The organism is Nitrospirota bacterium (genome assembly GCA_016180645.1).
In the GTDB taxonomy this organism is placed as follows: Bacteria; JACPQY01; JACPQY01; order JACPQY01; family JACPQY01; genus JACPAV01.
Genome location: JACPAV010000003.1, coordinates 141,808 through 164,262, shown reverse-complemented (window position 1 = coordinate 164,262; position 22,455 = coordinate 141,808). Strand labels below are relative to the sequence as shown.

General features: G+C 60.8%; 11 protein-coding genes. 8 read left to right on the top strand and 3 right to left on the bottom strand.

Going from position 1 to position 22,455, the window contains the following annotated elements; translation table 11 throughout:
• Window positions 1-19: 19 nt before the first annotated feature.
• Window positions 20-469, bottom strand: coding sequence for a hypothetical protein (locus HYT87_02285; protein ID MBI2058578.1), 450 nt, complete (start codon window positions 467-469; stop codon window positions 20-22).
• 306 nt (window positions 470-775) lie between these two features.
• On the opposite strand from HYT87_02285, the gene HYT87_02280 reads away from it, so the two are divergent.
• The 4 genes from HYT87_02280 to HYT87_02265 all read left to right on the top strand — a co-directional run bounded on the left by HYT87_02280 (window position 776) and on the right by HYT87_02265 (window position 11,269).
• Window positions 776-4,678, top strand: a complete 3,903-nt coding sequence (locus HYT87_02280) for a hypothetical protein (GenBank protein ID MBI2058577.1) — start codon at window positions 776-778, stop codon at window positions 4,676-4,678.
• Window positions 4,679-4,819: 141 nt separating this feature from the next.
• A complete protein-coding gene (locus HYT87_02275) occupies window positions 4,820-6,169 on the top strand; it encodes a hypothetical protein (GenBank protein MBI2058576.1) in 1,350 nt (449 codons plus the stop codon).
• A 21-nt stretch (window positions 6,170-6,190) separates the two neighbouring features.
• Window positions 6,191-9,520, top strand: coding sequence for a hypothetical protein (locus HYT87_02270; protein ID MBI2058575.1), 3,330 nt, complete (start codon window positions 6,191-6,193; stop codon window positions 9,518-9,520).
• Between the two features lie 78 nt (window positions 9,521-9,598).
• Complete coding sequence (locus HYT87_02265) at window positions 9,599-11,269, top strand: DUF2723 domain-containing protein (protein MBI2058574.1); 1,671 nt, start codon at window positions 9,599-9,601, stop codon at window positions 11,267-11,269.
• Between the two features lie 110 nt (window positions 11,270-11,379).
• Here HYT87_02265 and HYT87_02260 read toward each other — a convergent pair whose 3' ends face one another.
• Complete coding sequence (locus HYT87_02260; protein MBI2058573.1) at window positions 11,380-12,330, bottom strand: hypothetical protein; 951 nt, start codon at window positions 12,328-12,330, stop codon at window positions 11,380-11,382.
• A 40-nt stretch (window positions 12,331-12,370) separates the two neighbouring features.
• A complete protein-coding gene (locus HYT87_02255; protein MBI2058572.1) occupies window positions 12,371-13,102 on the bottom strand; it encodes a glycosyltransferase in 732 nt (243 codons plus the stop codon).
• Window positions 13,103-13,263: 161 nt separating this feature from the next.
• On the opposite strand from HYT87_02255, the gene csrA reads away from it, so the two are divergent.
• From csrA to HYT87_02235, 4 genes are all read left to right on the top strand, one after another.
• Window positions 13,264-13,623 carry a carbon storage regulator CsrA gene (csrA, locus tag HYT87_02250; GenBank protein MBI2058571.1) on the top strand — a complete coding sequence of 120 codons (360 nt, stop codon included), beginning with the start codon at window positions 13,264-13,266 and terminating at the stop codon, window positions 13,621-13,623.
• Window positions 13,620-14,171: a flagellar assembly protein FliW gene (locus tag HYT87_02245; protein MBI2058570.1), complete on the top strand. Its 552-nt coding sequence runs from the start codon at window positions 13,620-13,622 to the stop codon at window positions 14,169-14,171. The genes csrA and HYT87_02245 overlap by 4 nt, the downstream gene beginning before the upstream one ends.
• 353 nt (window positions 14,172-14,524) lie before the next feature.
• Window positions 14,525-18,610 (top strand): hypothetical protein, encoded by a 4,086-nt coding sequence (locus HYT87_02240; protein MBI2058569.1) that lies wholly within the window; start codon window positions 14,525-14,527, stop codon window positions 18,608-18,610.
• A complete protein-coding gene (locus tag HYT87_02235; protein ID MBI2058568.1) occupies window positions 18,607-22,455 on the top strand; it encodes a hypothetical protein in 3,849 nt (1,282 codons plus the stop codon). The genes HYT87_02240 and HYT87_02235 overlap by 4 nt, the downstream gene beginning before the upstream one ends.

Sequence of the window (22,455 nt, the reverse complement as noted above, 5' to 3'; positions counted from 1 at the left end):
CGCATTTGGCCTGCGCCTTCTACGGAAACGTAATCGCGATCGCGCTCGAGTAGTTCGAGTACAGAAACTCCCGGTACGACAGCGCGCGGTAGGTGTAAGTCACGCCCGTCGTCAGCGCGGGATCGCTGTCCCTGAAGCACGGGCCGGTCCGCGTCGGGTTCTCCAGCAAACAGGAAACGTTCGTCGGCGCTTTTCCGACGGGAATAAAACTCGCGCCGTCGGTCTGGCGCTCGAAAACAAATCCATCCTCATTGTTCGCGTTGTCCTTGAACTCGAGAACGACCTGCGTCCCGCTTCCCTTCGTGACTTTCAAGTCCGTCGGCGTCCGCGGACACCCCTCGCACGCCGGCTCCGGCACGGCCGCGGCTTCGATCCCGGTCGCAAACGTTGTTGCGGAAGAGTCGAATTCATCGCACGATTGCCACACGCACAACGCGGCCAAGACGCAGATCTCCCCGAAAAAAAACACCTTGTCTCGATAGCTCAATTCCTTTACACCTCAGTTCTACAATCGGATAAAATTTTCACTACTTTCGCACCTTTTTCGTGAAAAATGACGCTCGTCACAACAATGGCATGTGAACTGTTAAGTTCCCGAATAATAAAAATCATCCCTTTGAAATCAGGGCTTTTTCCATGGATGTGACGACCGCATAATTGAATAGTTTGGCTGAGCTTTTGCGCTATTTGTAGTTGACATGACGCGTATTTTCGTGGAATTATACTCGAAACGTTATCTGGTCACACTGTGATCGGATAAGGAGAGGAGGAGCAGATGATCGGCGTTGGTTCGAATAACAGCTCAGTTCGCCGCCCCCGAAGCGAAGCGGAGCGGGGTGGAATTCGTGGTAAAACGATCGCGGTTTTCGCCGCAAGTTTCGTGATTTTTGCCTGTAGCAGCGGTGGGGGAGGGACCTCATCCTGCGGCTCAGGCACACCTCCTCCGGGGCTTTCCGCGGCCCCAGCGCCCGCGGTTCCCAACACGCTCTCCGTCCGGCTGAACAACAACGTTTTCGATTACGCCGAAACCGTTCTCAACAATTTCCTCTCCGCCACGAACACGAAAGACGCGATCAAGTCTCTCCTCTCCAGCACGGATGCGCTTGTGGATACCTGTCTCTCCGTGCCTCTCATCGGGAACGCCTGCGTAGCCCTTTTCATCGAAGACGCCGACGGCGATTTCTCCACCGACCGGAACAACGACGCCGCCTGCACGTCGAATGAAGTCTACACCGACGCCAACAACGACAAGGTCTGGCAGAAGACCGAAGTTTTCTGGGATGTGGCGGGGAAAGGCTTCGACCACGATAGCAATGCCGCCACGCCCAATCACTACTGGGATCCAGGCGAAACCTACATCGGCTGCGATACCTGCGCCGCTCCCCCTTGCGTATGGGGTGTTTCCGCCTGCCAAGACAGTGGCGATACGGGCCTCTGCAAGTTCAAATACTACGTCCTCGATTGCGGCCCGGATGGAAACTGCGGCCAAGGCGCGGGCAACCCTGGTGGCGGTGACGACCCAGCCGATCTCCCAGCCTGCACCGCCACCCAACTCTACTACGACCGCGATCACAACTATGACACGGGCGGCGTTGCCGGCAACCCCTGCGACGACGGGGCCGTGGACGACGCAAAGGACGCAGGGGACGGGACGGCTCTGGACTTCACCCCTGACGTCAGGGTGACCGCCTCCCTCGGTCCGGACGGCGTGGCGGACACGATGGCCGACATCACGAATAAAACGGTGGACGACCGCATCAACATCGTCTTCAAGCTCAACAACTTCACCCTCGACATGGTGGCCAAGCCGAACCCGAAGGCCGACGGCTGCGGGAAAGACCTCCTCTGCGGCTGCGGCGTGGACAATGTCTGCGGCAACGGGGACGACAACGCCGCCGCAAAAGCCGACGACGAACTGGACAAGTTCATCAGCTACCTCTCCCTCGGCGGAAAGGGCACCTTGCCCTACCTCAATCTCAAGGCCGGCGTGGGCCTCCTCGGCGGAAAGTTCGCCTCGGCCAACACGATGACCACCTCCGGCACGCAAATCGGCCTCACCCTCGATCCACTGGATCTCAATACGGCCCTCACGATCAGCCTCGAACCCGAGAGCGGCGATTCGGGCGACACGTCCCACTTCATGGCCGATCTCCTGCCCTACCTGGAAATCAACACGCTCCGGTTCATGACTCAGGGCTACAACTCCGCCATCAACTACTTCCTCTCGAAGGGACTTCCCCTCCTCGACCTCAGCACCACGATTGGCGTTCCCATTGAACACCCTCTCGCGCCCGGCTCCTGGATCAACCTGGGAGCAGAACTCAACTTCGGCATGATCGCCACCGGCCCGGACGACGACAATAACGACGGCACGCCGGAAGTGGGCGGCGCCAATGGGAAAGACAACGACGACTGGGACGGCGACGGCGTGTACAACAGTCCCGCCAGCGCCGCGCAGGACGACGAAGCGGATGGCCTCCAGCTCATCGGCGGTCTCGGCTTCGACATGGGCTTCACCGGCACGAACTGCCTCTCGGGCTGCACCCAAGATCCCACAACGAAAGTCTGGACTTGCGGAGCGGGCGCCAACGATCCCGCCTCCCTGAGCTGGAATACCACCAGCCCGGTCGGACTGTTCGGCGCAACCTCACCGAACGGGGCGGATCCCGTCTACTCCATCGGCGCGGGTATCCACCAGAACGCCCTCTCACAAATCCTCTTCAACGCCTACAAGTCGGGCGCGCTCTGCCTGTCGGTCGACAAAAATACGGCGCTGGTAAAAGACCTCGTCGGGGCGCTTCCCATCGATATCTTCTCCACCGATACGTTCGGCCTCCTTATGCCGTCCCTCGTCGACCCCAACAAAGGCAACCTTGCGGGCAAAAACATGCGGTTCGTCATCCGACCGACCTTCAAGAACCCCTCCGACGGTTGCTACGAGGACGGCAACGGCGGCACCCCCTGTTCCAAATACATCAACACGCCGTTCATCCTGGCGGGCGGCCCCGACATCGGCCTCCCGGCCACCAACCCCTACGGCAACGCCCAGACCGGTCTCACCGTCGGAATCCCTCATCTCACCCTCGATCTCCAAGCCGATACCACCGGTACCGGCACTTGGAAGCGAATCTTCGGCCTGGACCTCGCCACGCGGCTCAGCATGGGCGTCGGAATCTTTCGCGATACCTCGTGTAATCCGGGCCTCCAGGGTCCGCCCGATACCACCCCGAACGACCGCTGCTACGTGACCACCATGGCCCCGCGCATCACCTTGGAAGCGGATCCCATGGTCTCCTCCTTCCTGTGGTACAACGAAGCCGTTGAGTTGGTACCGGTTGGGACGTACAACCCCGCCACCCCCTCCGCGCCCTACGCACAGGTGGAAGGCGTCCTCTCCGAACTGCTACCGCTCGTCCTCTCCGGCGCTCTCCAGATGGACCTCATGCCGCGCATCGATATCAGTTCAGCCCTCAACGTGGGTGATCCCACCGCCACGCCGCCCCGCGGCATCGCGCTCACGACGAACTTCGTCGGCGGACAGGGGGCGGACTTCAACGGCCTTCCGGGGGATGACCCCGAAGTCGCGGCCATCTATGACACCAACATGGATGGAAAAATTGACGGCTCGGATGTCGGTTCCACCAACGTGGCCGGTGATACGTTCTCACTCTTCCTGAAACTGGTCGAAGACCTCGACAACGACTGCACTCCGGCTGAACTCACCGCCACCGCTCCGCCCGGCGTCCTCCCGGCCTGCCGCACGGAGAACTACCTCAATGCCAATGACATCTGGAGCCTCCTCTGCGGCGACCTTGTGATCGATACGCTGGAAGCCGATGCGGACATGGCGGACATCCTCACGATGATCAAAGACATGTGCAACGCCGCAGGCTTCCCCGTGGCCGCGCCACCGAGACCGGGGGTCATGGTGGCCGCGAACTACGATTTCCTCGCGCCCGACACCTTCATCCTACTCGGCAGCCGAAAAGAGCAATCCATCGACCTCATGGCCGAATACAAATCGGCTGATGATTTCGGCCTCTCGCCCTACGGCGGCAGCACGCTCGTGGTGGATGCGGTGGACCGATTCAGCCGCCCGGATCAGATCCAGTTCAGCTACCGGTTGGACGGCGGCGCCTGGCACCACTTCACCAAGAGCAATACCATCGAACTCCCGCCGCTCCTCGAAGGGTATCACCTCGTTCAAGTGGCCAGCACGAACGTGAACGGCGTGATCGATGATACGCCGGCCACCCTCTCGTTCTGGATGGACCACCTGCCGCCCAGCATCCAGATTTCCGGCTTGGATGGCCAGACCCGAGTGAACGTGGCCGAACCTCGGTTCCAACTCAACGTGACGGACTTCGTCGCCCCGGCCTCCGAACTCAAAGTCGAGTACCGGGTGGACGGCTCGGCCTGGCAGGCGGCTTCGGCGGGCGATACCATTCAGCTTGCGGAAACCTCCGAAGGCGATCACGTCCTGGAAGTCCAGGCCTCGGACCCCGCGGGGAATGGAACAACGGCGTCCCAGACCTTCAACGTGGACGTGCCGGAAAACAAGGCGAGCGGCGGCGGCTGCGTGATGGTCCTTGGAGCCTCAGGCGGGGGCTTCTCCGGATTCGGCCTCGCCCTGATCGCTCTCGTTCTCGGCCGCACCCTCAGCTCGCGAAAGAAGTAAAGGAGGTCGCCTTGAGGCGGCCTCTGTACTGCGTCACGCGTCACGCGTCACGTGCAACGCTGGCGGCGTTCCTGGCCGCCGCCGGCTTCGGCCGTAATTTCCCCTCCCCCCTTGAGGGGGAGGGTTAGGGTGGGGGGTATCTTGAAACTCATCACTCATCACTCATCACTCATCACTCTCGCCGCTCTCATCCTCGCGGCGAGCTGCGGCCGCACCGACCCCTTCGCCGGCTTCCCCACGCCCCTCCCCACCATCAAAGACAAGAACGTCTCCGATCTGACGGCCGACATCGGCCAGCGCCGGATCGCCATCGACTTCTTCAACGGCTACCCCTACATCGCCTACTACGACCAATCCAACCGGAACCTCGTCTACGCCTACGTGGATGAAAAAGGGGAGAAGTGGACGAGCGAAATAGTGGACGGTGAATCACCCCAGCAGTTCGACGCGGGCGATTATCCCTCCCTGGTCGTCGATTCCCAAGGCCGGCCCCACATCGCGTATTTCGACGGCACCAACCTGGACATCCGGTACGCCACCCGCGATCCGGGTCAACCGTGGTCCATCCGCTCCGACCTCGACACCGCCGGCTCGGTCGGCCAGTGGGCCCGTATCGCCATCGAGGAAGACGACAAGAAACTTCGCCGCGTTCACATCGCCTACTTGGATTCCGATGTTCAGGCGGTGAAATACGTCCAGCCGGGAGGCACCGCGCCGGAGCTGGTGGAACAGGGCAGGCCGATCGTGCAGGGACAATCGGGGACCAGCGGCGAGGTCCAGTACATCAACATCGCCGCTCACAACGGCGTGGTGTATCTGGCGTACTGGGATGGCAAAGGGGGATTGCCGCGCCTGGCCGTGAAAGATGTAGCCAACGGCACGCCGGTGGCCGATCCCCTCCTCTGCAATCCCGAAAACGGAGGCACGGTCTCGGAAACCGGTTGGTGCATCTCCTTCATCGATACCGGCGCCGCGAGAAATCAGGAAGATGACGACCCCGAGAACGACATCCCCGCGGCCCCCGCGGGAACGCGCGGCTTGGGCCGCCATCTGGCCATGAAACTCGATCTCCTCAATCCCAAGAAAATCCATGTGGTCTATCGGGATGACTTCAACAGCCAACTCCGCTACGCCCTCTACGACGGCGAGGTGGGATGGACGTATGAAATCGTGGACGGCAAGAAAAGTCCGGTCGGGGCCGGGGCCGACCTCTCGCTTGTCCAGCGCACGGGAAAGTCCGGCACCAGCGTGATCCCCATCGCGGCCTACTCGGACGAAACGCTCGGCTCCCTCAAGGTCGCGGTGCGCTCCGTGGACGACGGCAAGGTGAAATGGCAGGATTTCCTGGTGGATTCGCCCGGCTCCACGGGCACCAGCCCCGTGATGGATGTGGCGATGGCTGAAAAGGAAATCTACATGGGCCTCGCCTTCGTCCGAAACCTCGGCGCAAACCGGGGCGCCGTCAAGTTCGAGTTCTTCCGGGTCCCGTAGTACAATGAAACCGAAGGGGCTATGATCAAATTCCGAAACCGGCTCACGGACTTGCGGGCTCACGGGCTCACGAGTCCCGCCTCCCGCGGCCTTCGGCCGCACGGCCTCCGCCTCTCCTGGCTCTACTCGCCACTCGCCACTCGCCACTCGCCACTATCCTGGGGCAAGCTCGGCTTCGGCGCCTGCGTCGGAATCATCATGCTCATGTCCATCGGCTATCGGCCGAAGTTGTCGATCTCCGTCCCCAGCCTCGTCGTGCCGTTCGCCTCCCCAGCCGTCATGAACAAGGACGCCCTCCTGTTCGACTTGCGGCGGCCGGCCTTCGACATCCTCGAGCAACTCATGGGACCCGGTCTCAACAACACCGAAATGCGGGACTTCCTGGAAAAAGGCATGATGGCAGGCCCATGTCCGGGCGGCGCGCCCGCCAGTGGCGTGTCCGGCCTCCTCATGCAAGGAGCGGACCAGTGCCCTCTCTTGCCGGGTGAAGACAATCTGGACTGGATCTGCGCGTGGGACAGCAACAACGACGGGCATGTCATCTATTTTGACTCGGCGGCTTCACTCGCCCCCCCCGATGGCATCAATTGTAACGATTGCAACGGGGACACCAACTGCGGCGACGCAGCCAGTTGCCCGCCGAAGATGACCATGACACCCTATAAAGACAGTCACGGTGCGGGCCATCCCAACGAACCGCATATTGACGCCAAGATTACTCTCTACGATATGGTGATGGAATTGCGCGCGAGGATGAACGTTGGAGCCCTCTCCATCTGCGGCACGTGCGAGAACCCCATGAACGTCAAGTTCGCCGTTTTCCCGTTGACGATCGTCATCAACCCCGACAAGGTCGACGTGAACAACGTCAACGCGCGTCGAGACGACCCCGTCATCACGATCGACATCTCGAACCTCACGGTAGACCCGCAAGGTTCCCTCTTTGACCCCTGTTTCGGGCTGGAATTGCAATGGAGTTGCGTGGCAGGATTCGTACAGGCTCCCCTGGAAAATGCGCTACAGTCCGCGATCCAAAAGCAATTCTCGGGGTTCCTGCCCATGGACATGAACGGCATGTTCGCCTCCGAGCCCGCCTACGCTTGCCCCACCTACTCAGGCACGATCAAGAATCCGTGGTGCAAGTGGGGCGTTCAGAATGATCCGGCCAAGGCGGGGTATGGGTATTGCTACGACTGCGAAGGCGGAGGCTCCGACCCCCTCTCGCCTTGCCCGGGTGGAAGTCCAAAGTCGCCCGACGGCATGGTCGAGGTGAACTCGCCGGCCTATAATGCCCAGTTCGGCGAGAGTGCGCCGCCCAAGTATGGGACCCTCGCCTGCGGCGATGCCCTGATCAATCTGGGGGTCTATCCCCACCTGAGAGTCGAAAATCCGTCGCCCGCTCCGGCCGATGACCGCATGACCATGATCATGGACCTCGGTTGCGAAGTCCAGGAGGCCGCGCCGGACATCATCAAAACGCGGATTGACGTGCAGGACAAGCTTTGCAAGCCGACCCACCCGTGCGCGACGGGCGGCACCTGCGATAACTCCACGTGCAGCCCCTTCCCAGATTGTTGCGCGGCCAACACCTACCCGAAGTGCTGCTCCCTCACAATTCCAACCAATACAGACGGGTTTGCCTGCTCGGTGGGCCAGGACGTAGGCAATCAAATTACCAGTGCCATCGCGCAGTCCGGCCTCGTCTCGTGCGAAGTCAGCAAAGACGGCCTCAAAACCGGCCTGCCCATCCCGATGCCGCTCGATATGGCCCAGTTCCTCAAAGTGGAAAGCTTCGCCAACCTCATCCCGCCGATCGACGATCAAGCCGACCCCGGCAGCCACGTGAAGATCCGCTGGAGGCCCTACGGCGATGGCAACGTGGCCACGAAGGAAGTCTGCGCGGCCATCGGCGGGGAACCGGGAGCCGCCTACGGCTGCACCGCCCTGTGCAAAGATGCATCCAACCCCGCGAACGCGGCCTACTGCTCCGACCCGCTCAACTGCTGTTACCCGGCCGGCCCCGTGGACATTAATTTCTCCTTCCGGAATATCTACACGGATTTCTTTATTCAGGTCGGGGGCAATCCCGATACGAAAGCTTTCGGCGTGAGCATGGACGTGGGCGGAGCCCTCGATATGGAGTTCAAAACCGCTACCGAAGCCAACCGCGTCTTCGCCAACAAGGCGGCCTTCCTCACCTCCGGGTGCAACCCCCTCGCGGGAGGAACGGTGGACTGCCTCAAAGTCGCCATCGATCCTCTCGAGCTGATGAACGTCCAGTTCCGGTATCAAGAGCTCGATCCGGCCTACACGCTCAACTACGCCTCGCTCGATTCCGCCTTCCCGGATGTGCTGGTCAATCTGATGGGTGGCGCTGCCCAAGCGTGGGTCGAAACGCAGATCCAACTGGCGGGGCTGGGCTTCAACATGATCAGCGCCGGACCGGACACGGGAGGCTTCCCCGACCTGGACGGCAACGGCAAGGCGGACTACCTGACGTGCAGCGGGAATTTCGCCGGCTCGTTCGATCTGATCAAACTCCTCCAACTCCTCACCGGCGGCGCCGGCGGCGGAGACAACCCCTGCGCCGTCGAAAACCTCAAGGCCTACGCCCGCCGGATGGACCGTGTGTCTGCTGCCTCCTCCCGCCTCTCTCCTCTCTCTTCTCGCCTCACGCCGGCCTCCGGCCCAGAAACCTTCATCATCCACCCCTTCACGGGCCAACCGGAGGCAACCTTCCAATTTGTCGCGGAGGAATCGCGCCGGGCCTCTCTCATCCCTGAAAAGCCCGTCCGCCTCCAAGTCTATGCGGTCGGCTCCGGTGTGATCAACTACACTTGGCGTTTGGACCGTGGAGTCTGGCGGGTCACGACCGAACCGGTGATCCAACTCCCGTATCTTCTCGAAGGGACTCACCTTCTTGAAGTTCAGGCCGTCGACCAAACCGGGCTGGCGGATCCGACCCCGGCCATGTTCACCTTCCAGGTGGATACCCAGCCCCCTAGAATCGGTCTCTTCGGCCTCACCGCCTACGCGAACGTCACCGGGCCCGATGAAGTTCCGGTCTACTTCGTGGATAGCAACATGCTTCGCGTCGACGTGAGCGACTTCCAGACGCCGTTCACCCACATCAAGGCGTCGTACTTCCTCGATGGAAAAGAAGTGAAGATGACCGAGCCGAAGATGGAGATCGATCCGGCCCGCCTCTCACGCACGCTAGATCACATCCTCAGCGTCCGCGCGACCGACGCTTCTGGACTGGAATCCACCCGTGAGTGGCGGTTCACCTTCCGCAAGGAATCCGATCCCCCCGACGACGAAAACTTCTTCGGCTGCGAAACCCTCCCCTAGGTTCGGCAACTGACCTTTCTTCCTTACACCCTAGCCCTCGTTTTCTACCTTTCACTCTCCGCCCCGGGCATAACATGGATGGACAGCGGCGAGATGATCGCCGGGGCCTTCACGGGGGGGGTTCTTCATGGGTCCGGATACGCCCTGTATGTGTGGTGCGGAAAATTTTTCGCGCTCATGCCCTTGGGAAACATTGCCGCAAGAGTCGTACTGTTCAATGTGATCACCGCGGCGGTATTCATCTTCATGGTCACCCGCATGGCCTTGCGTAACTGGGAGAGCCGGCGGGTCGATCGGCCCGCCATCGTGGGACAGGCTCTGGCTTCACTGCCGATCGTATGGTTCGCTTCGGGGGACATCACGCTTGACCAGTCCTGCGTCGCGGAAAACTCCTTGCTTTTTCACCTCTTGCTGGTCGCCGTCTCGTCGGCCCTCCTGATCTCTCAGTCAGGTGAACCAACCGTTCCTCGATGGCGCCGGCGCTGGATCTCGCTGGCCACCTTCTCGCTGGCCGTCTCCTATTTCCCCCCGGCCGCCGCAGCGCTGCCCGTGATCCTCTTCCCGTGGATCAGGTCCCGAGAGCGGCGGATCAGACTCCCGATGGCTCTGATTCTAGTCCTCGTTGTGTCCGCGGCTCCTCTCGCGGCCTCGGCGGTCCGAGCCCTACAGGAGCCGGGAGTGAACGTGAGCCATCTGCTTTCTCGATCGCAAACCTTCGAGGGAATTCGCGAATATCTCGAGATCTATACCCGACTCCGGTCACTTCTGTTCTTGGCAACCCATCCGGCTCAGATGGCCGTTCTAAATCCACTCGACTACCTGGAAAAATTCTATCCCAATCCGTTGCACCTTGCCGTGGCGGCGACCGCGATGGTAGGTGTGCTGGGGAGCCTCCGTACGCACGCGTTCCCAGTCTTGTGGATGATTCTGATCGCGGGCGCAATGGCTTTCGTCAGAATGTTCAACGGTACCAACGAGGCGGACGGTCAATCGTTTGTCTTCCCTGCGCTGGTCACCGTATGGTGTTGTTGGGGAACCTCAGTCCTCTACAAATCGACCCTGCGCCGGATGAAGACTCTGCGCCGCTGGCCGGCATGGAAGATTGTCGCAGGGGTGGGTCTCGCTCTGGCGGGGGCTCTTACCCTGCGCGTCCTCTTTCGGCCGAGCATGGGCTACCGTCACGACCGCTTCGCCACGACCTACGCGGATCGGCTGCTGGCTGAACTTCCGGGAAAGGCCACCCTCTTTTCCCACGCAGGGCTATCCTACTTCCCGTTGTGGGCCGTCCGGGTGGTTGAGAACCGCAGACCCGACGTGGAACTCTTGAGTTCCGGCCTACTCGTTCTGGAATGGTCGCGTTCATGGAAACGAAGCTCGATCGCTACACCTATTCCGGCCAAGGAACGCCTAAGGCTGCTGATTTCCGACAAGTTTCCTCAGCGTCCCGTCTTCTTCACGGGAATCGGATGGCACCACCATATCCCGGGGAAGGAAGGGCTTTGGTCCAGATTGGAGCCGGGCCTGGAATCGTTCGATCTTGTCCCGCTAGGATTCGCTTTCCGTGTGGCTCCGCAAGGTTCGAACGCGCGATGGCACCCTCGCACCCCGGACATCGAATGGCCACGGGATCGGTGGACGAAGGGCCATTGGCAGTGGTTCTTCCTCGACCTTGCCCTGCTGTCGGAGAAAGCCGGTAACCTGCCGGCCCATGAGAAATATCTGCGGAAGGCCGCAGCCATTGCCCCCTGACGACCCCCGAACCCTACCGTGCCTACCGGGGTCAATCTTGAATATTGACTTGTTGGACCTCACATGGCCGCCGGGCGCAGGCATCCGTCTCTGGAGAGTCGTCTCCTCTCCTAGCTCCAAAGCCACCGGTGATAGGTCATGCTCGTCCGCATGGGAGCGAATCCAAGACGGGTCAAGAGGCGAAGGTGGGAATGATTCTGGGCCTGGGTTTCGATCTCGATCAAGTCCATGTGGTCCCAAACGCCGCGGATCTCGTCCGTGACCGCTGCCATGTACACGTCGCCGCATCCGGGCCGGCCCGCCCCAAGGCCCTGTCCATACATCCGCAGCCCGGTCAGCCGCTCCAGATCCGAGAAAAGCCGGTGAGCCACGAATCCCGCCACCCGGCCGCCCCGGACCCCCACTCTCACGTGGTCGGCCAGAACCTTTCGACAACACAGCCTGGCCCACTCGGCATACAGGGCGTTGCTCCCTGAGACGGGGAGGTGCGGATCGGAATGAAACCGATCCCATACAAAAGCGGATCTCGCAATCCGAACGATCGCCGGTTCGTCGCGCCGATCCGCCGTCCGAGTTCGTACGCCCCAGCGGATCGATCGCGGTGAACGCCGTGTCCGACCGGCCACATAGCTGACCAGCGTATCCACGGCGTAGAAGCCTTGCGAAAGAAGAGCTCGTCGCCACGCGGTCTCCCGGGCATCGACCCTGCACGAAAGATGCCGGATGCGGGCCTGCGCCGCCCGCCGAGCGAGATTCCGGAGCGCCCGTTTCGCCGCTCTTTCGTCCGGCGCTCCCCAGAGCGTCGCCCGTGCCATGGGGAATCCGAAGGATCGGCTGGGAAGTGCATCCTTTTCGGCAAGCGCCAGCACACGGGCGTTCTGATGGACCCCCAGAGCGGAAGAGAGAAACGACTCCCCATAGATTCGCTCGCCAACCCACGAGGCAAGGAAATGTTTCAGCAGTTCCGGACGTGATCGGAACCCCGGATATCCGGCGTAGGGTGGGTAGGCTTGGCTGCGAACGATGCTCCGCAACGCGGCCCTGTCGAAATCTTTACTCATTCAATATCGGGTTGAAGTACACGGACGCGGCGAGCTGGAGCTAGGCGGTGGCTCGGCGCTCCGGAATGGGTTGGCCCCCCCAACGGACGACGTGCCGAAGATCTCTGAGAAACGTTGCATACAGGCGCGCCCGCCGGAAAAGGCCGTAGGATGTCCTCGCCGCGTATTCTCGATTCTGTTTCAGGGGAATCTCGCAAGAAGGCCGACCCCAATGCGCCGCGAACAGCGCGAGAAAATGATCCTCTCCGCGGAGCGTGAGGAGCGCATCGGCAAGCTCGCGCGATACGAGTTTGTAGGGTGATGAAAGATCGGTAAGCCTGCAAAGCTCCGAACCCATCAGCCGCAGGGGAATTCGGATGGCGAGAGAGCCGAGGGAGGATCGATCCCAGCCCTTCCGGGCACCATTCACGAGGTGAATACCGCGCTGGGCCAGGCGCAGGGCCTCGGGGATCCACTCGGGGGACGCTTCCAAGTCCGCATCCGTCGTGGCCACGAACTTGCCGTGAGAGGCCGCCAACCCCTCCAGAATGGCCCCGTGCTGCCCACGGTGTTTCCGTTCCGCCTTGATACGAATGGAAGGATCCTCTCCTGCGGCCATGTGAAGCATCGTGGGGGTATCGTCGCCGCTACCGTCGTCCACACAAACGATCTCGAAATCCTTAAGGCTGGATCGTAACACGCGGCTTAGAACCGGAAGGGTCAGACTCGCGGTATCGGCTTGGCGAAACACGGGAACAACCACCGAAAGGAGGAGAGGCCTCGAACGACCCATGATAGATAACTCTAGCAGAACGCGGTGGCTCTCGCGAACGCGCGGAAAGAGGGGGTCTTGCCGAATCAGAGCAACGGAACAAAATTCCTCCTTGGAAGGCCGATCACGGTAAAGGTTTCCTCTATCCTGCCGATAACTTACGTAGCAAAGGAAGGCTAACCATGTTGGTTTTGACCAGGAAGGTCGGTGAAGGGATCACGATAGGCGAGGAAATCAAGCTCGTCGTGATCGAGATCAGGGGCACCCAGGTCAGGCTGGGAATTGAAGCGCCGAAAAACGTCATCGTCCATCGCGAGGAGATTTTCAAGAAGATAAAGGAAGCGACGGTCGAATCCGCGGAGGCGCCCAAGAGTTTGGAAGAAATTTCGAAAATCTGGAAAGACATGAAGAAAACACCAACCCCCGGAAGTGGAGAAGAGACCGCCCCGTCCACGGGGAACGGTCGGCACGAGGGCGAAGGCCAGGACCGGCCAAAGACACCGGGGAAAAGTTCAACCAAGGAAGGAGGAACACCGGAATGATTATCAAGACGTCCCGCTTCGGCACAATCGAGGTCGAAGACAACAAGGTCATCTCGTTTCCCGCAGGGCTTTTCGGCTTCCCGAACGAGAAACGCTACGTGCTCCTGGACCACGACAAAGAGACTCCGTTCCGCTGGCTGCAATCGGCGGACAATGCCGACCTTGCTTTCGTCGTCATCGATCCGCTGATGTTCCGGCCGGACTACCACGTGAACGTCAAAAGGGATGATCTTGATGAAATCAGGCCGGGTTCGGAAAAGGATCTCGTGGTTCTCGCCCTGGTGACCATCCCCCGCGGCAATCCAGCCGGAATGACGGCCAATCTCCAAGGCCCCCTCGTGGTCAACGTGGAGAGAATGCTGGGAAAACAGATCATCCTCCTCGAAGGAGACTACACCACGTCCCACTCGGTAATCCAGGAAATGAAAAGATCGGGGGAGATCATGAAGGCCGCCGAGGAACGAGCGAAAAAGGAGTCCCAGGACATCGTGCTCGGTCGCGCTCAAGGCGAGATGGGACTCATCTCGCTCCAAGCCGCCGGAATGTAGCAACCACGGATCTTAGAGCACTCCCGGCCTCGGCCGGGAGTGTTTTTTTCAGGGCCATCGGCCGCCATCTTCCCTCCACGTTTTCCACCCCCGTGCCTCATTGATCACCATAGCGCCGGATGGTCCTCCAGTCCTTGGACCGGTCGGGCGGGGGCGGTGATATACGTCACAGACAACTTCAAGTTCCATCAGGTAAACTCAAGTTTATTGTGAAAGTCGCCGACGAGATCCTGAAGAAGAAAAATGGGGAGGAAGTTTCATTGACAACGGGTCCCGCCCATGAAACCATGCAGCGCAACGACCGATAGAATCGCGGAATTGGAGGAGGGTTTATCCATGTGGAGGCTTGCAAGATGAAATGTTTCGATCTGAAACCTCGCGGCGCCGCATTCCTGGCGCTCATGCTCCTTGCCGGTGCATGCGAATCCAAAGACTCCGACAAGACGACAACTCAGTTGAAGTCGGCATCCCAAGAGGCCCAAGGTCCGAAATCCGACCTCATGTTCAGCGGAGTGGTCCGGGATAATCTGACCGGCAAGCCTATCTCGGGGGCCACGGTCCAGGTGAATGTTGTTACGGCCCTCCCTTCGCGCGCTCCGACCAGAGGGGAGTCCCCGGCCTTGGCCCCCCTCGCTCAGACTCCATCGAGCTGCAGCCCGATGCGCGTACTGCCGTCCGGCGTGCGGCGAACGCACATCCGTCGGGAAGTGAAGACGTACGAGGTTCTGACGGGTCCCTCCGGCGAGTATGTGGTTCCGGAAATCGACCTTCCCGCAGGGACCGATGCCGCTCTGAATATCTTTGCGCCCGGATTCGCCCCTATTAATAAGAACCTTTCACGCGAGGAACTGAAGAGCGGCAAGAGCCACGCCACGGAAGTGGCCCTCCAGCCGTACACCCATTCGGAAAAGGTGGACGAGAAGAAAGAGGTCCGCACACCGGACGGCGCATTTCACCTGCAACTGTCCGACAATATCAAGTGCAGCCCGAAATGCGATATTCCTGCGGATCCCGCCTTCGCGACCGGCGCAAAAAGCATCGCCGTCGATGTGTCGGTCAGCGATCCTTCTCAAGATACCGCCCTGCTGCCGGGACAGTTCGATGTCAAACTCATCACCATCTGCCATCGTCCACCCGGGAATGCCTCAGTTCTGAAGACCACGCAAGTCACGGCCTCTGCGCTGGATGCCCACATCCATCACGGCGATACCGAAGGCGCCTGCCCAGGCGATGAGAAGGGAGAAAAAGAGGCGAAGGCGGAAGATTCCCTCCAGCTCCAGCCGATCGCCCAAGCCCACTTCGAGGTCCGCACGGATACCAACGTGGCCGTGACCCAGGCGGTGACCAAGGAGAATCCGGCATCGGTGGTCCTGGCTGTTCCGGATTCCCTCCAGGAGAAAATGCTCAAGGAATACGATGAAGGAGAGCGCAGCGCCATGGCCTTCCACTACAACGCCGCCACGGGCGAGTTCATCCAGGAGGAGAAAGACGCCCGCCTTATTGTGGTGGAAGAGAAAAAAGGAAAAGAGAAAAAACGAAAAGTTTTCATCGAAGCCCAAGTCACCCACGCTTGCACCACTCTGGTTGCGACGCCGGAACCGACCGTGCCCCTCCAAGGAAAAGTTGTGGATGACGAGGGCAAGCCGGTCGAGGATGCGTGGGTCCGCGCCGAAGGGCTGACCACCAATACGGTGAATCACGCCCGCACGGACGAAAACGGCGAATACGTGGTCCGGGTTCCCGAGGACGACATGGTCAAAGTGACCACCGGTCGCACCAAGCAGGAAACCCAGCCGGCCACGTCCGAAACTCCGGTCCTCGTCGATACCTCGAAACCGATCGAAGACGGTGAAGCCTTCAAAGTCCCTGAGATCGAGGTGGCCGACCCGGTGACGATTGAAGGCCGGGTCGTGGATCAGAATGGGAATCCCCTCACAGGCTCCGTGGTCACCTCCGATGGGACCTCGGCGCCCATCGAGCCGGATGGCACTTTTTCCGTGCCCGCCTCGCCGACAACCGACACGGTGAGGATCGTGACCGAAGTGGGTGGAAAAGAAGTCTCGACGGTTGTTCCCGTGGAGCCCACGACCGGGGGGGTAACCGAAGATCTGGGGGAGGTGACCATCCCGGAGCCCACGGTGATCACCGGCAAGGTGACGGAGGGAGACACGGGGAAACCTCTTTCCGATGCGGTGGTCGAGGCGAATGGCAATGCGGTCAAGACGGATCCGAACGGCAACTACACCTTGGTGATCCCCAAGACGGATGAGGTGGTCGATCTGGTGATCGAGGGCGTGACGGAATCCGGCCTTCCCATCAGCCAGGAAGTGCAAGTTGACACCAAGGGCGCGACGCAAACACAGGCGCCCACCGAGAATATCAAGACCGAGGAGCAAGTGTTGGTTGGGCGTGTGGTGGACGTCGAAGGCAACGGCGTACCGGGCGCCATCGTGCAGGTGGAGGGCGGTCAGGCCCTGACCACGGATTCCGAAGGCCGCTTCAAGGGCGAGGTCCTCCATCAGGACGATCTTGAGCTGGAGGCTGTCACGCGCGACGGCGCTTCCAGGTCCGAATCCACGCTGGAGAAAACCGTACACTCCGAATCCGCCAAGGAAACGGTCGAAGTCGAATTCCAAGTCGACGGCCGGCCGGCCTTCGTCCAAGGGATCGTGACCAAGGGAACGGGAGATCCCGCTTTCGGTGAACCCTCCAAAGCAAAGGCTCCTTCGCGAGCGGCAGCCAAGAAATCCACCGGCATCCCGCTGGCGGGCGTTTCGGTGGTCTCGTCCCTCGGCGGATCAACGGAGACGGACGCCAATGGCCGCTACAAGATCAGCGTTGCGAAGGACTCAGAGCTGACGCTCGTTTTCGCCCTCGGATCCGTCAAGGAAGAGGTTGGTTTCACGACGGGCGAAAAAGGATCCGTTACTCACCTCGATGTGCAGTTGAACGTGGAAGATGCTCCACCCCAAGTGGAGTCGGTCTCCACGGACGCACCCGCCGCCAAGCCGGGCGGGAATCTGGAAATCAAGATCGTAGTTGCGGATGACAAGTCCGGCGCCCAATTCGAAGTGGATGAGTCTGTGGCGGGCAAAGTAGCCAATCCGGAAGGGACGGTGCCGTCGGATGGTGTCATCAAGCTGGAGTGGACCGCTCCGACAGAGCCGGGTTGGTACGAGATCCCCGTCACGATCACGGACTCGTCGGGGAACGAGACGGACGTTACCCCCACCGTGGAAGTGCGAACGGAAAACCTTCCACCGGATATCGCGGCAGTGGACCCCAGCACCCTTGCCCCGATTCCGGGCGAGCAGGTTCAGGTTTCGGTGTCGGCAAGCGATCCGGATGCAGACGCCCTCACCCACAAATGGACTCTCAAGGATTCGGATGGAACCGACTACACGGCCCTTCTTACAAATCCGACGACGGATACCGTGACGTTCGTCACGCCCTCCATCCCGGATGGGACGGAACTTGAACTGACCGTTGAGGTGACGGACCCCAAGGGAAACAAGGACAAGCAAACCGTGGACCTCGACGTAGGGCAAGGCGAGGGCAGGCCACCCGAGGCTCAGGCCCTGGTTCCTGAAACGACGTTGGCCGCAGAGCCACCCAAAGCCGTCGCCTCGGCCACGCAGCCTCTCGAACTCAAGAGCAACAATCCCAAGGCGACGTTTGAGTGCTCCCTCGACGGAGGACCCGCTAAACCCTGTTCTTCCAAACCGACGCTTGCGGAATTGGCCGAAGGCAAGCCGTTGGCCGACGGGGATCATACGATCACGGTCCAAGCCGTGTCCCCAACAGGCGTCAAGGATCCGAAACCTCTGACCGTCACGGTCGACTTGGATACCCAGCCGCCGAAGCTGAAATTCGACCCATCCATACCTGCCCAGAAAACGACCAAGGGTGTTTCGCTCCCCATCACCGAAGTCGAGGAGGATGTCGAGTACGAGTGCCAGTTGGATAACGGCGAGTACCAGCCCTGCTCGCCCCCCTTCTCGTTTGTCGATCTGAAAGATGGGGATCATTCCTGCAAAGTGAAAGCCGCCGATCCGGCCGGGAACAAGACCGATCCGGTGGAGGTGAAGTTCACGGTCGATACGGTACCTCCCGTTTTCGGTGGGGTATCGTCGGCCACACCGGCGGCGGCGGGAAAGGCGGACCTTGCGTGGACGGCGGGCACGGACAATGTTTCCGCTCAAAACGAAATCGTCTACCAGATCTGTCAGACCACCACGTCGTTCGGCTGCTGCGGCAGCTCATTCACGCCGACGTACACCTCCTCCGCCGGGGCGACCTCCTACTCGGTCACCGGCTTGAGCGGAGCGAGCACCTTCTATTTTGTCGTACGGGCGAAGGACAAGGCAGGAAACGTGGACGCCAGCCAAATAGAGAAAGCGGCCGTGTTTTCGGGGATCCAGGCCCCGAGGAGGCCATGACCACCATGGAGAAACAACGGATCGGAGAGACCTACATGAAAAAGTTGATCGGCCTGATCTCGCTGGTTGCGGTCATCACGTCCTGTGAAGGTGTGACGTTTGTTTCCGGTGGAAAAGACAAGAGCAAAGGATCGGGTTTCACGATCAGCGGCGTAGCCAAGGACAACGTGACCGGAGAACCGATCGTGGGCGCCGAAGTGCTTTTGATGTCCGCGGGAGGCGGCTCACAGGGAGCGGCCATCGGCGGGACCTCTCAAATTGTGCGCCGTGCGTCCGGTCGGGCTGCGAAGGGCCGTACCGGCGTCGCAGGGGAGTATGTGTTTTCGGACGTGTCCATTCCAGAAGAGGGCGATGTGGAGCTGGTGGTCCGAACGCCGGGTTTCGCCCCGGTTTACCAAACCATCTCTCGCGGCGGTCTCTCCAAGGGGGTTCGACTGGCCGTGAACTCGAAGCTGTTGCCGGTGACGTCTACCCTCTCGATCGGATCGTCCGGCACGGCGCTGTCATCGAACGGGTCCGTCCGCCTCAAACTTCCCCCGAGCTCACTTTCGGGCATCCGGGCGGCGGTGGCAAGAGCAGGGAAGGATGACAAAGGTAAGGAAACCAAGAAGGTCGTTGCGCAAGTGGCCGTGGCCGATCCCAAGGTCGATCAGGACGTCTCTCCGGGGAAGATGGAGGCCAAGGAGAAGAAATCCGACGATGAGGAGGAAAAAACCGTCGCGCTGGAGCCCGTCGCTCTCGTCCACGTCAACCTGACCGATGAGAAGGGAAAAGCAGTGGAGGATGTCGTCACCCCCGAAGCCCCGGCCAAGATGGTCATCGAGGTCCCGGAGTCGATTCAGGAAAAACATCTGGAAGAGTTCGACAGGGGAAAGCGCCATCTCGACCAGTTCGAGTTCGACGAGAGCAAGGGCGAATGGAAAAAAGTCGGAGAGGCCCGCCTCGTGGAGTCCGACCCCAAGGAGGACAAATCGACTGAAGAGAAGGGCAAGAAGGATGGAAACGTGACACTCTGTCATTCTCAGGAGGGTTCGGAGGACTCCTACACCCTGGTCCTTCCTCCCAACGCCGCGGAGTCCCATTTCAAACATGGGGACAAGCGGGGCGCCTGCGAGAAACGCGAACTTTTTGCGGAAGTGGCCGTTACCGGCTCGGGCTGGATCGTTGTGGCGGAAACGCATGAGGAAGCCTGCGTGGAGGGCCGAGTCGTGGATGAGGACGGCGATCCGGCGGACGAGATGTGGATACGCGCGGAAGGGCTGGCCACTGGATTCCTGAAGGAGGAAAAAGTCGAAAAGGGTTCGGGCAAATACAAGCTCCACGTTCCCAAGGGACAGCAGGTGAAATTGACGGCCGGTCTGGCGGCCCACGGTGAGAAGCACAAAGCGAAGAAGGAAAAAAAGGCCAAGAAAAAGAAGAATAAGAAAGGCAAAGGCAGGGAGGAAGTCCTGATTGATACCGAGGCGACCGCCAAGAAGACCGAATCGGGGTGCGCTCCGGCGGAGGACGTGGAGACGGAAGAACCGGTCGAAGTGGAAGCCGAACTCGTGAACGCAGACGGGACCCCCGCGGAAGGTGAAGTGGTCACCTCCGAGGGAACCTCTGCCGAAATCGATTCCAATGGCGGAGTCAAAGTTCTCGCGGAAAGCGGCACGGTGGACCTCGCCGTGAAATCGTTGGAGGGAGAGACGGAAGTGACGACCATCATTCCCGTCGGCGGCGGCGATGGCGAGACCCATCACGATTTGGGCGAGGTGGTTCTTCCACCCGTAATCGTCTTGACCGGGAAGGTTGAATCCAAGGCGGAAGATCAGCCGATTGAAGAGACCCTGGTCATTGTTGAGGGGAACGTGGTGGAGCCGGCTCTCGACGGCACCTACGAGATCCTGGCGCCGAAGAGTGAAGACACGGTGACCGTGGAAGTTGTGGCCAGAACCCCGGACGGATCGGAATTCTCGCAGACGCAGGAAGTAGCGGTCGGCGATTCGGAAGTGGCGAGCGTCCCGAAGGTTACGGTCTCAACGGAAACAATTTCGTTGGTCGGCCGGGTGGTGGACGAAGAAGGGAACGGAATCAAGGGTGTGCAAGTGGAGGCCGGCGATGCGGCTATCGTGGTCACGGATGCCGAGGGCCGATTCGAGGTTGAAGTTCCCAAAGAAGCTTCCATCGTGGTGGAAGCGCATGAACGGGATGGCGACTTGGACGAGGATTTGACAGCCACACAGTCCGTCACCCCGCCGTCCGGGGGCGAGCCGGCGGTGGTTGAACTCGTCATCAATGATCCCGCCACGTTGGTGCAGGGCGAAGTCAAGGACGCCCAGGGAGATCCCGTGGAAGGAGCGGAAGTTGTTTCCTCCCTCGGCGCTTTCGATACGACGGATGAGAATGGGCAGTACGAGATACGCGCTCCCGAGAACGACCTTGTTTCAGTAATTGCCGAGGTCGGGGGGATCCGCGAAGTGGTTGAAGTTCAGACCGAGGAGTCCGGCACCACGGAGGTCGTCGACGTGGCGGTGCCGGTTGAGGATGTGCCTCCGACGGTGCAATCCGCTGAAGTGGAACCGCTGGTCGTTTCCCCCGGGGGGACCGTGACGATCGAGGTGGTCGTCGCCGATGACGGAGGTTCCGTGGACTTCACCGTGCCCGAGGTTGAAGCAGGCGAGGTGACCACACCGGATGGGAGCTCGGCCATCAAAGACGGGGAGGGGACGGTGACCGTTACCTGGAAAGCCCCGGAGGCCGAAGATCTCTATGAGGTGCCCGTGACGATTCAAGACGCCGCGGGCCAATCGATGACCGTGGAAGTTTCGGTTGAAGTCCGGAAGGAAAATGCGCCCCCGACGATCATGCAGGTGGTGCCCTCCACACAGGCCCCGGTGGCGGACGAAAAAGTCCTGGTCACTGTCGTGGCGAACGATCCCGAGGGCGACAAGCTCCAGTTTGACTGGACTCTCAAGACCGAAGACGGGACCGATTTGAGCAAGTTGCTCGAAGTGGACGGCGGCCCGCTGGCGACGTTCACGTGCCCCAAAGGTCTCAAGGACAAAGAACTTGAACTGGAGGTCAAGGTTACGGATTGCCTCGCCTCGTCTCCAACATCCTCCGGTGGATGTAAGCCGGTCGCGGAGCGGAGCGAGAAACAGGACGTTTCCCTCGAAGTCGGCGAGGGAGAGGCCCGACCGTCTGTGGAGGAAATCCTGAAGCAGTCGGTTGACGCAGCCGTTCCCGAGACTCGCTTGGATTCCCAACCGGCCTCGCTCACGAAGAGTCCCGACGCTGAGTTCAAGTGCGCCAGCCCTGATGTGAACGCCACCTTCGAGTGTGCGCTCGACGGAACGGCATTCAGGAAATGCCCGGCGAGTCAAAACTATGCTGAACTCAGCTCCGGCGCGCACACGTTCTTGTGCCGCGCGAAGGACGGCTCCGGAAGCGTGGACCCATCCCCGGTGAGCTACGTATGGACGGTGGATCGGGTGGCGCCCACTTTCGGCGGTTGCTCGTCGGCCGCCGCGTCCGGCGCCGGCCAGGTGGAATTGAAATGGACCTCCGCGTCGGACAACGTGTCGCCGGCCACCGATATCGTGTACCAAGTCTGCAAAGCGACGACGTCCGGCGGTTGCTGCGGGAGCTCGTTCACGCCGACCTTCACCACGGCGGCAGGCGCGTCATCCTACACAGTCACCGGCCTCACGGGATCAAGCCAGTTCTATTTCATCGTCCGGGCACAGGACAAGGCCGGAAATGTCGACACGAACCAGATTGAGAAGGCAGTGGCGTTTGTCGGCTCCGCCCCGTCGCGGGTCGGATGGCTCTCGCCCCCGGCTGCCTCCTGCGGAGGAAACTGA